Source organism: Trinickia fusca (genome assembly GCF_003628145.1).
In the GTDB taxonomy this organism is placed as follows: Bacteria; Pseudomonadota; Gammaproteobacteria; order Burkholderiales; family Burkholderiaceae; genus Trinickia; species Trinickia fusca.
The window spans coordinates 32,469-45,996 of sequence record NZ_RBZV01000010.1 but is presented as its reverse complement, the minus strand read 5'-3'; the positions used below and the strand labels follow the sequence as shown (position 1 = coordinate 45,996).

Here is a 13,528-nt window from a genome sequence, read left to right as displayed (position 1 = left end):
GGGCACGGTATGTTCGTTAGGGCAACTTATGACCGAGAGCACTTGACGGTCCACTATTTCGACGCCGAGGGCAACGAGACGCTGTATATCGGCGGTTCGTTTGCTTGGCGCTTCAACAATCCCGGGAACGTCACGAAACCTTCGAGATACATGATGCCCGGGGCGATCGGCTACGGGTTGCGTATTAGTACCGATAAGGTTCCGTTCATCATTTTTCCCGATCGGGAGACGGGACATCAGGCCCACGTCAAAGTCTTGAAGGAGCAATACGGAAACTCCACGATCAGGAACATGATCAGTGCCTATGCTCCCAAGAAGCAGAACGACACGGAAGGCTACATCAAGTTCGTGACCGGGCGGGCCGGGGTGTCCGAGACGGACGTCGTCGGCTCGTTGAGCGAGGACAAGTTCAAAGCGGTGTCGGCGTCGATGGAACTGAAGGAAGGCTGGAAGCCGGGCGTGATCAAGGTCCTGGGGAAGCCAATCCAAGTCGACGTGCGCGACAAGCTGAACCAGCCCTTCGCGAAGCAGGCGTTCCAAGTGAAGGGAACGGACGCGCACGTCGATGTCGTGACGGACGAGAACGGCGAACTGCCCTGGCTCTACAGCGGATTGCTGGGGCAGGACGTGCATATTCTTTATAAGCGCGCGCACGACGAACTGGAACACGTGGGGAATTGGTTGAGCACGTCTGCCGCGACGGGCTATACGTTCAATGCGCCCTATCACTTGGTGCCCACTCGGCCGTGGGTCCACAAGACCGAGGAGACCGAGCGTCCGCGTATCCATGTCGTGCTCGCGGGAGAGACGTTGTCCAGTATCGCGGCGAAGTACGGCACGACCGTGGATGCGATGGTGGCAGTCAATGGCTTGGCCGACCCCAATCACATTTACGCTCGTCAGCATTTGAAGATCCCTGCTGCGCATGGCGGGGGAGCTCAGCACGCCAATGCGGCGGCAAGCGCGAGTGCTCCCGCGGCTAAGCCGTCGGGAGGCGGCTCTGCGGCAAGCGGCGCATCGGGAGGTGCCGCCGGCGCGAACAGTGCGGCTAGCGTGCCGGCCCAAGGTGGTGCGGCCAGCGCTCCGCAGCCGTCCGCACCGACCCCGACCCACAGCGCAGCGGGGGCAGGGCAATTGCCGGGGGCGGGAGATCAGCACTCGTCGCAGGCGGTGCCGCCGCCCGGCGCTGGAAACGCGCATGGGGCGGCACGCCCACCGGCCGCAGCAAATGCTCCGGCACACGGGGCGTCGCACAGCGCGCCGCCTGCTGCTCAGGCCGCTCAGCCTGCAGGTTCGGGCCATCAACGCGAATCGGGGGTGACACACCAACGCAACGATAACGGACACCCCGAGACCCTAGTGAGTTCTGCCACGCTTGAGCCGAGCGGCCCGGCTTGGTGTTCACGCTTCGAGGGGAGTAACTCTCTGGACTCGTTGGAGCCGGGTTACAGGGCCAAGGCGACGGGGTTCATTAATGCGCTCAGGGCAGCGGGTGCCACGGTTCAAATCAACGCTGCATTTCGTCCCGTTCCTCGCACGTACTTGATGTACTGGGCGTTGATGATAAAACAGGGGAAGGCGCAGCCCGATAAAGTGCCTCCGTTTGCTGGCGTACCGATCGATTGGGTACATCGAACACAGTCTGGCGAGGTTGACATGGAGGCTTCGAAGAGAGCAGCGGTCGCGATGTGTCACGGCTACAAGATCTCGCAAAAGGCAGCGAAGCCGGGGAAATCGCAGCACTGCCAGGGGAAGGCGGTAGACCTTAATATCACTGGCTACCTGGGTAAGATGATCAAGGATCCTGATGGTAATGACATCCACGTACGGACGTGGGACGAATTGAAGGCATTTGGCGCGCTGTACGGTGTGAAGTATTTCGACGGTGAAACGATGCACTGGTCGGAAAATGGTCACTAAATTGGGTTGAGTTTATGAAAAAAGTCTTTTTGGGTGCATTGATTGTTCTTTGGTGTGGCGTTTGTCAAGCGCAGAGCGTGGGCCTTTGGGAGTGGATTCCAGTTTATGATTCCCCAATGGCGATGACGGCTAGCAAGATGCCGAGCTATGTGATGCTAAATGAGAAGTTAACTAAGCCGACGGTATTTACGGCGCTCGTGATTGGTGAAAGTTCGTCCGAGGTTCAGTGCTGTTTGCGAGTGGATAACCCGGTTGAGGTTAAGCTGCCGGATCTGCTCGCAGAGTATAAGGGTGCTCCGGATGATGTAGAACATTTTAAAAATGTCCGCGGATTGAAGTACATTTATTTGGCGCATCTTGTCGATAAAGTTCATAGAAATAAGAGTATGCTGGCCGTCACGCAGGACGAAAATAATCCAAAGCAAGCGACGCCATACTCGTCCGTTGTTGTTGCTGGCGAGCTAGGTAATGTTGATAGCGTCCCGAGTAAATTTTCCGTCGATGGTCATAGTATTTCGACTTCGGCAAAGCGTGTCGGGAACGAAGGGAAGAAATACAATTTAACGGTCGATGGGAAGGTCGTTTCGTTCTACGAAGACTTTTTCGCGGACTAACGCGCAACGTCGAACGCGCTGCGCGAAGATTTTTGCGCAGCGTGCGCACTACACAGTTACCGCACAGGATGCGGTCGCACGCATAATTGATAATGCGCCCGCGAGCGTCAGAGACTAAAATTCGCGGAATCTATGAAAAGAGTGTTTTGGGGTGCATTGATTGTTTTTTTGAGCGGTGTTTGCCAAGCGCAGAGCGTGGGCCTTTGGGAGCGGATTCCGGTTCTCGATTCTCCCATGGCAGCTACCGCTAGCAAGAAGCCGAGCTATGTGATGCTAAACGAGAAGTTGGTTAAACCAACGGTATTCACATCACTTCAGGTTGGCGACAGTGGGGCCGCTGTGCGGTGCTGTTTGCGAGTGGATAACCTAGTTGAGGTTAAGCTGTCGGATCTGCTTACAGAGTACAAGGATGATCCTGATTCTATTGATCATTTTAAAAAAAATCGCGGGTGGAAGCACATATATTCGGCTAATTTTGTCGATAAGGCACGTCAAAATAGGTATATGCGGGCTCTCACGAAAGGTGAAAGTGATCCAACGGAAGCGGCGCCATACTCGTCCGTTGTCGTTGCAGGCGAGCTAAGCGGTGTCGAAGGCGTTCCGAAAGAATTTTCTATCGAAGGGCATAATATTTCGACTTCGGTAAAGCGTGCCGGCGAAGGGCTGGAATACAAGTTGAAGGTCGATGGAAAGGCTGTTTCGCTCTACGAAGACCCTTTTCCGGACTAATGCAAACGTCGAGCGCGCTGCACTAAGATTTCTGCGCAGCGCGCGTCGATCTCGATGCGGAGTCCGTCGCATCGGCGCCTTTCGTTTAGAAATTTCTGAGAGGACTTGAGATGGCTTCGCAAATTATCGTTGTCGGCGATCAGACCTCCCACGGGGGAAAAGTCATTTCCGGCTCGGAAGATCATACGATTCATGGCAAACCGATTGCCCGCCTGCATGATCTTGTCGACTGTCCGGAAAAGTATCCCGACGGGCGTCCGCACGGAGTGAACAAGATCATCGAGGCTCACCCGACCTTCACGATCGGCGGGGAGCGCGTTGCCCTGCATGGGCATCGTACAGAATGCGGCTGTACGCTAATTGGGAGCACGGCCGCGAGTGTGGCCGATTGATATTGATATAACTATTCAACTTCGCGGGCTGAAGTATTTCTACGCTGCGAAGATTGTCCCCAAAGCGAGCCGTAATAAAAACATGCTCGGTATCACGCAGAATGAAAACGATCCTACGGCGGGATTGCCTTATTCAACTGCTGTCATCGAAGGCGTTCTGCGCAACGACAACGATGTCGGCGAAAAATTTTCGTTGGACGGCCATACCATTGTGGCTACGTCAAAACGCGTCACCGAGGGGTTCGTATACAAGATGGTCGTCGACGGAAAAGCAACGACCTTTTACGAGGATTTTTGGGGAGACTGAGAGGGCTAGCGCAGTAACCCCATCAGCCTCCGCACGCAGTCTCCCGCCTGCGACGAGCCCGGCGAAGGACATCCCGAAAGGGGGCGCGCCGAGCATGAGCCAACGCCATCCTGGCAAAGTTAGCAGGACCCCTTACCGCCGGCCTCAGGTTTAATGACGACGTGCGATGCACGTAGTGCCCTGAAGGAGCTTGGAGGCTAGTCGCATCCCGCCCTCACAAGCTCCCGAGTATCAACAATGAGGGCATTCGCACGACGTCACGATCGGAGGCACGATGCAGAGTATTCCCTCGGCTGTGCCAGCGCTGTGTCTCACCGCACCGGTAACAGCAATCTGCCGGCAGCCCAATTCACGCTTGGCCCTGATCCGGCAGACCGAGGCGTTCCGAATCACGCTTTCTAAGCAGAGCATCGCCAAGCGCGATCACAGGTTCTGCTCAAATAACTTTACGTCCTCTTACCAGCCATCCAACGCTGTCGGCAGCAATAGCGTCCCGATCTGGGACGTTCCCCGTTTGCACCATGTCTCTTGCAATTGCAGTCGATATCCTTCGATAACACCATCGAATAATCGTCTATTGAAAGAGGAAGGCAAATGACCAACACTTCCATGCTCTCGCAGGGTGCGACCTCGGCATCCGTATCGAACGATTGTACTATTGCAGTGGGTTACGTCGTCTTCGATGCTGTTTGCCTGGCCGCAGGCGCCGTGGAACTCCGCGCCGGAATTTCCGCTTCAGCCGCTGCGGATATGGCGGAGGCAGTGTGGCCGGTTGCCAGTCAGATCGAGGTCGTTATTTATACGCTTTCACAGGAGGGGGTAACTGCCGAGCAGCAGGCCTGGGGTATATTCAAAATTTTGGGAATCATCTATAAGGGCGGATGCTTGCCTGCTGTCGGAAAGGCGTTCCAGAAAACATTAACCTGGTACAACATGATTCTCTACGGCGTTTCAGCCGTCGCCGTGATTGTATCCGCATTGGCGACGGATGGCGTCGCGTTGGTGGCGTTCATCGTCGCACAGCTCGTAGCATTCGCTTTTTTGGTCGAAGACTGTGTCAAGGCGGTTTCTGCCTGCTCGATTTCCTCGGCCCAACCGGCAGTGCAGGCGGCGTATGGCGCGGAGAGTTCCGGCAATTACTTCATCACTGACCGGCAACCTTCTCTATACGCTGTTGGCGATGAGCTTTATGTCGCCTTCAGGTCGGCCAGCAACCAGACCCTGTCTAACTCCTTCTCCACAGACGGCCAAAATTGGTATTATCCGCCTATATCGGTCAATATTATGCAAATCGAGGACTCACCCAATGGCATTGCATTCAATGGCCAGGGGTTGGTCGCTTTTCCGTCGGTCTATGCCAATACAACTGCCGAGAAACAACAAACTGCTCCCGCTTCGCCGGCCAAGCTGCTTCAATTATTCTCTAATGACCTTGAGGGAACGATTGTGCAGGATGTCTATATGGGAAGCCCGGGTAGCATGTGTGAGCTCAATGGTGAGGTTCTGCTCGCCTTCCAGGCAAATGATTCGAGTCACACAATGTATGTGACGAAGTCCACGGATGGTGTTACTTGGCAAGCACCTGCTACGGCAATTAAAAATGTTCAGATTGGAAGCGCCCCGGCACTTGCCAATTTTAACGGGACGATTTATTGCGCTTACAAGCAAAATACATCTCGACAAGAGCTATATTATACAATTTCTACTGACGGATTTACCTGGGAAACCCCGCAGCCGAGCTACGTCGGCATCATCATAAGCGGCTCGCCTTCACTGACCGTCCTCAATGGGAAATTGTATATCGCCTTCCTTGGCTCGGATGGCCACTCGCTCTATTCAGGCGTGTATATCGAGAACCCGCCGTGGCAATACGCTCTGATTCCCGGCGTTTCCGCGGGTAGCTCACCGTCGATTTGCGCTTATAACGGATCCCTGTATATTGCATACATGGCGAATGATGGAAGTCAGGCAATTCTTTACGTAAAGTCAAGCGATGGAACGACTTGGTCGAGCCCGCAGCCATTGAATGGGGTATTCGCCCAGTAGCATCGTAGGCCTTGCCCGCGCTGCCGCGAATCTGCCGCTTGCCTCCGCCTGGTTGGATGGCTAACGCGGCGCGCGGACTGTTTGTCGAGGATGGATCAACATCATTTCCGGGGCGGTCACTTCAATGCCGCCCCGGGGCACACACTCACTGTAACAACTGACCGAACGCCTGCAGCAGCCGTTCGATATCGCCGGGCTCGATCGCACCCATCGTCGAGATGCGGAACAACTGTGCCGACAAGCCGCCTTGCCCCGCATAAATGACGAAACCTTGCGCCTTGAGCCCATCGTGCAATTGCTCATAGGTGACACCCGTGGGCAGCCGATACGCGCGCAGCACGACCGACGATTGCTCGGGCGGCAGCGCCGGTTCGACGCCTAGCGCAGCGAGTCCCGCGCGCACTTGTTCCGCCAGCGCCTCGTAGCGTGCATGACGCGCCTTCAGGCCACCCTCGTCGACGAATTCGCACAGCGCTTCGACGAGCGCGTAATACGCGTGCACCGACGGGGTAAACGGCGTATTGCGCTGATCCTGCAAACTGGCCAGCCGCTTGAGATCGAGGTAGTACGTGCGGCTCACCGCTTGCGCAAGCGCCTCACGCTTGACGATCACGAACGCGGCGCCGGGCACACCGTGCAGGCATTTGTTCGCGGTGGCGGCAACCGCCGCGATCGGGCTGCTGACGAAATCGATAGACTCCGCGCCGAAGCTGCTGACGCCGTCGACGAGCATCTGCACGCCGCGCGCGTGGCATAGCGCAGAGAGCGTGCACAGATTGTTCAAGCGCCCCGTCGTCGTTTCGTGGTGGATGACGGCCACGTGCGTGATCGTGCGATCGGCATCGAGCTGCGCCGCGATGCGGGCGGGATCGGGCGCTTGCATCCAGTCGTGGTCGAGCACGTCGTGCGCGATGCCGTATTGCTTGGCGATGCTGGCAATACGCTCGCCGTACACACCATTTTGCACGACGAGCAGCTTGCCTTGCTGCGGCACGAGGGCCGCGATCATGCTTTCGACGGCCGCTGTGCCTGAGCCGGTCATCAACACGGCAGACCATTGGGCAGGATCGAGATCGTAGACCTCGAGCAGCCTAGCCCGTGCTTCGTCCTGCAAGTCGTAGAACTCGCTTTCGCGATGGCACAGGTCCGTTTGCAGCAGGCTGCGACGCACGCGTTCGGTCAGCGTGACGGGGCCGGGATTCAACAGCAACATCGTGGGACTCCTAATCTAATCGCTAATCGTCGTCAGGCGGCGCCGATATGGCGCATCAGGCGTGTCTTCACATCGGCAGGCGTGATCGTGGGGCGCGGCAGGCCGTCGGGCGTACCGCGTCGGATCGTAAGGCGCGCGAACGAGGCGCCGGAGCCCGAACGCGGTGCCGCGAGCAGTTCGTCGACGAGCCCCACATGGTCGCCCTCGACGGCCGAGCCGTAGCCGCAGGCCGCCGCCACACCCGCGAACGATACCTGCGGGGACACCGTGGCCTGGCCGCCCGTCGAATCGTGCGCGCCGTTGTCGAGCAGAAGGTGTACGAGGTTCGCCGGGCCGTATGCACCGAGCGTGGCGAAAGCGCCCATGCGCATGAGCGCGGCGCCGTCGCCGTCGAGCGCCACCACGCGCAAATCGGGGCGCGCCAATGCGAGGCCCAACGCAAACGGCGTGACGCAACCCATCGAGCCCACCATATAGAGCTGATTGGGCCGATCGTCGAGCGCATACAGTTCTCTTCCGCAAAAGCCTGTCGACGCCAGCACGACGGTCGACTCGAGCGGTGTATGCGCGATCACGCGCTCGAGTGCGTCGCGTCGCGACGGCAGCGCCTCGGGCGCGACATCGCGCCAATGCGTGCGCGGCGCGACCAGCGCCGGCCGGGCCAACGGCGGCGTGGCCTTGAGCTCATACGGTGCGACGCTGCCCTTGTGCATGACGAGTGCATAGGGGCGGCCCGTGGCGTCCATGTGCGCGACGGCGCGCTCGAGCGCGGGCTCGAGTTCGCTTGCGTCGCGCGGGAACGGCTCCCACGGAATCTCCATCGTCTCGAGCAGTTGAGGCGTGATCGGGCCCATCAGTGCGTGCTGCGGCTCGTCCGCGACGCCGGGTTCGCCGCGCCAAGTGACGATCAACAATTGCGGCAGGCGGAAGGTCCAGGTCAGCGACGTGAGCGGGCTGACCGCGTTGCCGAGGCCGGAGTTCTGCATCATCGTGACGCCGCGTACGCCGTTACGCGCGCCGAGCGCTACGCCGGCGATGAAGGCGACCGCATCGCCCTCGTTGGCCGCGCTCACGTAATGCAGATTCGGGTCCTGCAGCACGTAGTTGATGAATGGCGTGAGGAACGAGCAGGGGACGCCTGCATACCACTGAAAGCCGCGGTGGCGCGCTGCGTCGACGAACTGCGCAGCGTCGATCATCGCGCGTCTCCATGAGGTTGGCGCGCGAGCGCGAACGGTGTCTGCGCATGCGCGAAGTCACCCGCGCGACGGAAGTCTTCGAGGTCGTTCACGCCGCACCAATGGCCGTGCACGTACTGCACGTCGATCGCTTCGCCAGCATCGATGAGTGCGTTGATCAGTGCGGGCATGTCGAGCGTGTCGAAGTCGGGCCGCTCGCGCAGCGCGGCGAGCATCGCGCGCAGCCGTTCGCGTCCGTCGCCTCGCACGCCGAGCAACCCGATCCAGCGGCCGTGCGGCGGCGGCCCGTTGCGCGTGTCGTAGGCGCCGCTCTCGATGCGCTTGAGTAGCGTCTTGTTGCCGAACAACGCGCGGTCGTCGGAGGCCGAGCAGTACGCAAAATCGCGCACGCTCTGATTCGACGGTTGCGTCAGCGATGAATCGACGACGACGGTGAACGGGGCCTCGTTTTCGGCGAGATCGCGCAGGATGTAGTGGCGAAACAGCAGGTCACCGTAGGAGATGACGGTATCGGCGCTCGCGAGCGTGTCGATCGCGCACGCGAGCGAGGCGAGCTCGCCCGTTTGCGCATGGCGCTCGTTGACGACGAGCTTGATGCCGGTCGTGTCGATCGCGTCGGCGCGATAGCCGCCGACCACTGTGACGTCGTTGACCCCTTGCTTCTTGAACGCGTCGACGAGCCAGCGCAGCAGCGGCTTGCCGGCCACCGGCAGCATGACCTTCGGACGTTCGGCCGTGACGGCCTCGAGACCCTTGCCGCGGCTCGCGGCCAGCACGATCGCGCTGCCCGCGCCACGCGCACTCGACAGGTAGATTCGTTCGGCCTCCGAATATTCGTCGGCATTCTGCAGGCGAAAGATTTCGTCGACGCTGGCAATGCGCTCTTCGACGTTCACGAGCGTTTCGCTGTCGTGGATTTCCTTCGCCACCGCCTGCATCGACGAGGCGGCCCCGCGCACGAGGTGGTTGGCCCAGATCACGAGATTGATGCCGGCCTTGCGGAACACTTCGGTCGGCGTGCTGTAGTACTTCGTCGGCACGATGACGAGCGGCGCGCGCTGCGCCCATTCGCGCGCGAATGCGAGAATCTCGTCGGGGCGCGACAGCTTGCTGTGGATCAGGATCGCGTCGGCCCCGGCGCGGCGGTACGCTTCGGCACGCGTGAGCGCTTCCTCGAGTCCCCAGCCGGCGATCAGCGCTTCGACGCGCGCGACGATCGAGAAGTCGCTTTCGGTCTGCGAATCCTTGCCGGCCTTGATCTTGCCGCAGAACTCGTCGATCTCGGCGAGCGGCTGGCGCTCGCCGCCGATGAAGCTGTTGGTCTTGGGAAAGACCTTGTCCTCGATGCACACGCCCGCGATGCCGCGTTGCTCGAGCTTGCGCACGAGCCGACGCACATTGTTGAAGTTGCCGTAGCCGGTGTCGCCGTCGAGCAGGATGGGCAGGTCGCTGGCGTCGGCCATGAACTCGAGCGTGTCGACGACTTGCGTCCAGCTCGCTTCGTTGTTGTCGCGCACGCCGAACTGCGCCGAGATCGCCAGGCCCGATGCCCAGATTCCCTTGAAGCCGGCTTCGCGCACGATGCGGGCCGACAGGCCGTTATGCGCTTCCATCAGAAAATCGAGCTCGTCGCTCACGAGCATCTGGCGCAGCCGCGCAAATCGCGACGCGGGGGGAGCGATCGCCTCGCGCGCGTTCATCGTGCGGCTCCGGTAGTGACGGGCAAGCGCGGCAGCACTTCGTCGGCCGCACGCGCGACATCGTTCGGAAAGTCGATCTCGATCCACGGCAGGCCCGTGACGTCGGCGACGTCGAACGTGTGCCCGCCTTCGAGCAGCAGGTCGCGTACGGCTTCCTCGTGCGGCATGTTGGCTCGACCGCTATCGACGTAGCCAGCGACGATCTGCGCAAGACGCAGCGCCGTCTCTTCGCGGAAGCGGAAGAAGCCGACCGATTCGCCGATCGTGTCGTATTGCAGACCGACCGCGAGTTGTTTGCGCAGCTCGACCGGCACGCCGTCCTTCACGCACAGCTTGACCGGCTCGTCGCCCGCTTCGAAGTCGCGATCGATCAGCAGACGATCGGCGCTGTCATCGGCGACCAGCTTGCGCAGGATCGCTTCGTCGTAGAGCACGTCGGCGTCCATCAGCAGCACGTCGCCGCCGCGCGTGAGCGCATCGGCGACCGTGTGCACGGTCAGCACGCTGCCGAGGTCGTAGCGCGGGTTGAGGACGATTTCGGGCTTCGGCTGCCAGCCCAGCGTCGCCAGCTCGGCTTCGATCTGTTCGGGTTGAAAACCGAGCGCGAGCACGATGTCGGTGACGCCCGCGGCCTTCAGTGCGTGCAAATGACGCTCGAGCAGCGTGATGCCGTTGAAGCGCAGCAGGCACTTCGGAAACTGCTGCTGGGGCGGCTGCTGGAGGCGTAGCCCGAGGCCCGCGGCCAGAATGATTGCTCGCATGTTGTTTTTCTCCTTGCAAAGGCCGAGCGCCGCAGGCGCGGCGTCAATCGGCGAGCGGCAGGCCGGGTGCTCTCCGACGCTGCCAATTCCGTTCACTCCAATGCAAATACAAAATGCCGGGCAGGCCCAGCACGAGTTCGCGTGCACGCTTGGCGAGCGACAGGGCGAGTGCGGTATCGGGCGCAAGGCCGACGATCGGGGCAAGCAGCAGATAACCGCCTTCTTGCGCGCCGAGCGAGCCCGGAATAGCGAAGGCCGCGCCGCGAATCGCCTGGCCCACGCTTTCGAGCAGCAACGCATCGAGCCAATCGACGGGATGGCCGAGCACCGCGAGCGCAAGCCACACCTCGCCGACGCCGACGAGCCAGCCTACCAAGCTGAGCGCGAATGTCGCGGCCACGCGCCGGCGATCGCCGTAGAGCGCGCGTACGCCATCGTCGATCGCATCGGCGCGCATGGCAAGTGCTGACCAGTCGCGTTTGCCCAATACCCTCGCCGCCGTGCGCACGAAGCGCCCGAACAGGCCGCGGCGTTGCGCCACGTAGAACGCGCCGAGCGCGAGCGCCAGCACGATGCTTGCCAAGACGGCGGCCGTGCGCACGCCTTGCGGCGTCGGATGGCCGCTCGCGCCGGCATAGACCGCGAACGTGCCGAGCCCGAGCAGCGCGAACGCGATTTGGGCCAGCGCTTGCATCGTGGTGCCGACGGTGACGGCAGCCGCGGCGTCGCGCATCGGCGCGCCGCGCTGCGCGAGATGCCGCGCCATCACGACGGGCCCCCCGAGCTGGCCGGCCGGTAAGAGGCTGTTGACCGATTCGCCGGCCCAGCGCGCGAGCAGCGCATCGACAAACGACGTGCGGCGTCTGACGAGCACGTGAAGGGCACCTGCGTCGATGATGAGCGGCACGATGTGGAACGCGGCCACGAGCAGCAAGCCCCAGCCGGCGGCAGCAAGCATCGTGCCGATGGCACCGATACCCTGCCAGGCAAGCAGTGCAACGAAGAGCGCGGTGCCAAACGAGAGCAGGATCATCGCCGCTCGCGTCATGCGGTATTCCTGGTAGCGGGCCGGCGCCCGGCCAAGCGGCGGAACACCTGCCGAAAGCCGAAGTAGGCGATCGCGTCTTTCATGTTGGAGATGAATCGCCACCACGGACGCATGCTCGCGTTGGTCACGTACTCGAACGTCAGCGACACGCGTATTTCGTCGGCGCCCAGTGGGGTGATGCGATGGCGCAGCTTGTCGCCGTCGAACAGCACGATCGCGCCGGGCGGATACTGGATCGAGCCCGGCACCGCTTGCGCGCCGGGCGTGCGCGTATGCAATTCGTAGTCGAGCCGGCACGAGGACTCCTCGATCACGCCGAGCAGCAGCGTATAGCGGCGGCCATCGTAATAGGACGTGTCGTAATGCCAGCCGATGTGATCGCCCGGGCGCGTGTAGTAGTACAGCGCATAGGCATGCGGATCGTCGTCGGGCGAGGGCAGCAGCGCATCGCCGGTGATCGATTCGAGCCAGCGGATCAGGGCCGGCGAACGATAGAGCTCGGCGATGAACGGCGCCTGCTCGTCGATCGTGTGACGGCTGACGCTGCCGCCTTGCTTGTGACCGGGCAGATAGTTGCGATTGACGACGCGCGTCAGATCGCGGGCTGCTTGCACGAGCTGCGCGGTCTGCTCGGGCGGCAGGAAGTCCTCGAGATAGAGAAACGCACCGTCATCGACGAAGCTGCCCTTCAACCGCGCGGTGTCGAGCGCTCGCGTACGCGTAGCGAGCGCGTCATCGAGTGTGGCACGGACGTCGTTCGTGGCAACCGGGGCCGTCATCGCGACATCCGCATTTCGGGTGCCTGTTGCGCGGGCCGAGGCTGCCGCATGACGCGCATGACGCGTCGGTAGTCGATCGCAACCCAGAGTGCAAACAGTGGCGCGCCGAATGCGGCCGCGATGACGAACGGCTCGACGCCGTTTGCCAGCGTGACGAGCGGCAGTAGATAGAGGACGTCCTCGGTTTCGAAGCCGGCAGCCGCTGCCTGCTTCGTGCCGGCCTTGCCGGCCAGCGATTCGATACGCATGCGCAGGTAGAAAATCAGCGCAACGGCGACGCCTGCAATGCCGCCGAGCACGATCGGCGAGGGGAGGAGTCGTTCGCCGTGCGCGGCGATGCCGATCCCCATCGAGACGAACAGCGCGACCGTGACGAGCGCGTCGCTGGCAAGATCGTAGAAGTGGCCGATCTTGCTCGATTTGCCGCTGATGCGCGCCAGTTCGCCATCGGTATGGTCGATGAAATTGGACAGCACGATCAGCAGCGCGCCCGCATTGATCCAGGCGAAGCCGCCTTGCGCGAGGCACAGCGCGCCCGCGAGGCCGGTCAGAAGCCTGACCGTCGTCAAGTGGTTGGGCGTGACGCGCGTGTCCTTGAGCGGCGTGACGAGACGTCGGGCGAGGCGGGCATCCCAGGTGGATGGAGGCGACAAGGGCGTGGCGCGAGGCGTTGTAGCGGCACTTTTATCCATCCGCAGCAATATATACGCTTTTGCGAGGCAGCGTCGTTTTGAGCGCATTACCAAGCGTTATCGATGCGCGGGCCGTCCGGTGGCACCGGCTTCTGCGCCTGAATGGCAAAAGCGTTAAAGTGCGTGCC

General features: G+C 61.2%; 13 protein-coding genes. 6 read left to right on the top strand and 7 right to left on the bottom strand.

Annotated elements, in window-relative coordinates:
• Positions 1-42 precede the first annotated feature (42 nt).
• The 6 genes from D7S89_RS20275 (at position 43) to D7S89_RS20250 (ending at position 6,008) form a co-directional block, all read left to right on the top strand.
• Entirely contained in the window at positions 43-1,920 is a 1,878-nt protein-coding gene (locus D7S89_RS20275) for a LysM peptidoglycan-binding domain-containing protein (RefSeq protein WP_147426718.1), read from the top strand.
• 14 nt (positions 1,921-1,934) lie between these two features.
• A complete protein-coding gene (locus tag D7S89_RS20270) occupies positions 1,935-2,534 on the top strand; it encodes a hypothetical protein (protein WP_147426717.1) in 600 nt (199 codons plus the stop codon).
• Between the two features lie 132 nt (positions 2,535-2,666).
• Positions 2,667-3,263, top strand: a complete 597-nt coding sequence (locus tag D7S89_RS20265) for a hypothetical protein (RefSeq protein WP_121280452.1) — start codon at positions 2,667-2,669, stop codon at positions 3,261-3,263.
• A 110-nt stretch (positions 3,264-3,373) separates the two neighbouring features.
• Positions 3,374-3,655 carry a PAAR domain-containing protein gene (locus D7S89_RS20260; protein WP_121280450.1) on the top strand — a complete coding sequence of 94 codons (282 nt, stop codon included), beginning with the start codon at positions 3,374-3,376 and terminating at the stop codon, positions 3,653-3,655.
• Positions 3,642-3,962, top strand: a complete 321-nt coding sequence (locus tag D7S89_RS20255) for a hypothetical protein (protein ID WP_147426716.1) — start codon at positions 3,642-3,644, stop codon at positions 3,960-3,962. Before D7S89_RS20260 ends, D7S89_RS20255 begins: the two co-directional genes overlap by 14 nt.
• 594 nt (positions 3,963-4,556) lie before the next feature.
• Positions 4,557-6,008, top strand: coding sequence for a sialidase family protein (locus D7S89_RS20250; RefSeq protein WP_121280446.1), 1,452 nt, complete (start codon positions 4,557-4,559; stop codon positions 6,006-6,008).
• Positions 6,009-6,153: 145 nt separating this feature from the next.
• Here the strand turns inward: D7S89_RS20250 and D7S89_RS20245 are convergent, their stop codons facing one another.
• Genes D7S89_RS20245 through D7S89_RS20215 form a run of 7 tightly spaced genes read right to left on the bottom strand, consistent with a single transcriptional unit; the run spans position 6,154 to position 13,400 of the window.
• Positions 6,154-7,221 (bottom strand): 2-aminoethylphosphonate aminotransferase, encoded by a 1,068-nt coding sequence (locus D7S89_RS20245; RefSeq protein ID WP_121280444.1) that lies wholly within the window; start codon positions 7,219-7,221, stop codon positions 6,154-6,156.
• Between the two features lie 32 nt (positions 7,222-7,253).
• Positions 7,254-8,420 (bottom strand): phosphonopyruvate decarboxylase, encoded by a 1,167-nt coding sequence (gene aepY / locus D7S89_RS20240; protein ID WP_121280442.1) that lies wholly within the window; start codon positions 8,418-8,420, stop codon positions 7,254-7,256.
• Positions 8,417-10,120 (bottom strand): phosphoenolpyruvate mutase, encoded by a 1,704-nt coding sequence (gene aepX, locus D7S89_RS20235; protein ID WP_121280440.1) that lies wholly within the window; start codon positions 10,118-10,120, stop codon positions 8,417-8,419. The genes aepY and aepX overlap by 4 nt, the downstream gene beginning before the upstream one ends.
• Positions 10,117-10,881, bottom strand: a complete 765-nt coding sequence (locus tag D7S89_RS20230) for a phosphocholine cytidylyltransferase family protein (protein ID WP_121280707.1) — start codon at positions 10,879-10,881, stop codon at positions 10,117-10,119. The genes aepX and D7S89_RS20230 overlap by 4 nt, the downstream gene beginning before the upstream one ends.
• 43 nt (positions 10,882-10,924) lie before the next feature.
• A complete protein-coding gene (locus tag D7S89_RS20225; RefSeq protein ID WP_121280438.1) occupies positions 10,925-11,929 on the bottom strand; it encodes a flippase-like domain-containing protein in 1,005 nt (334 codons plus the stop codon).
• Entirely contained in the window at positions 11,926-12,708 is a 783-nt protein-coding gene (locus D7S89_RS20220; protein WP_121280436.1) for a HalD/BesD family halogenase, read from the bottom strand. The genes D7S89_RS20225 and D7S89_RS20220 overlap by 4 nt, the downstream gene beginning before the upstream one ends.
• Positions 12,705-13,400 carry a CDP-alcohol phosphatidyltransferase family protein gene (locus tag D7S89_RS20215; protein WP_121280434.1) on the bottom strand — a complete coding sequence of 232 codons (696 nt, stop codon included), beginning with the start codon at positions 13,398-13,400 and terminating at the stop codon, positions 12,705-12,707. The genes D7S89_RS20220 and D7S89_RS20215 overlap by 4 nt, the downstream gene beginning before the upstream one ends.
• Positions 13,401-13,528: the final 128 nt, after the last annotated feature.

What these genes read in the sequence shown, in the direction of transcription:
- D7S89_RS20260 (WP_121280450.1), top strand. Translation starts at nt 3,374, where the DNA reads ATGGCTTCGCAAATTATCGTTGTCGGCGATCAGACCTCCCACGGGGGA.
- D7S89_RS20265 (WP_121280452.1), top strand. Translation starts at nt 2,667, where the DNA reads ATGAAAAGAGTGTTTTGGGGTGCATTGATTGTTTTTTTGAGCGGTGTT.
- aepX (WP_121280440.1), bottom strand. Translation starts at nt 10,120, where the DNA reads ATGAACGCGCGCGAGGCGATCGCTCCCCCCGCGTCGCGATTTGCGCGG.
- D7S89_RS20245 (WP_121280444.1), bottom strand. Translation starts at nt 7,221, where the DNA reads ATGTTGCTGTTGAATCCCGGCCCCGTCACGCTGACCGAACGCGTGCGT.
- D7S89_RS20215 (WP_121280434.1), bottom strand. Translation starts at nt 13,400, where the DNA reads ATGGATAAAAGTGCCGCTACAACGCCTCGCGCCACGCCCTTGTCGCCT.
- D7S89_RS20270 (WP_147426717.1), top strand. Translation starts at nt 1,935, where the DNA reads ATGAAAAAAGTCTTTTTGGGTGCATTGATTGTTCTTTGGTGTGGCGTT.
- aepY (WP_121280442.1), bottom strand. Translation starts at nt 8,420, where the DNA reads ATGATCGACGCTGCGCAGTTCGTCGACGCAGCGCGCCACCGCGGCTTT.
- D7S89_RS20230 (WP_121280707.1), bottom strand. Translation starts at nt 10,881, where the DNA reads ATGCGAGCAATCATTCTGGCCGCGGGCCTCGGGCTACGCCTCCAGCAG.
- D7S89_RS20220 (WP_121280436.1), bottom strand. Translation starts at nt 12,708, where the DNA reads ATGACGGCCCCGGTTGCCACGAACGACGTCCGTGCCACACTCGATGAC.
- D7S89_RS20225 (WP_121280438.1), bottom strand. Translation starts at nt 11,929, where the DNA reads ATGACGCGAGCGGCGATGATCCTGCTCTCGTTTGGCACCGCGCTCTTC.
- D7S89_RS20250 (WP_121280446.1), top strand. Translation starts at nt 4,557, where the DNA reads ATGACCAACACTTCCATGCTCTCGCAGGGTGCGACCTCGGCATCCGTA.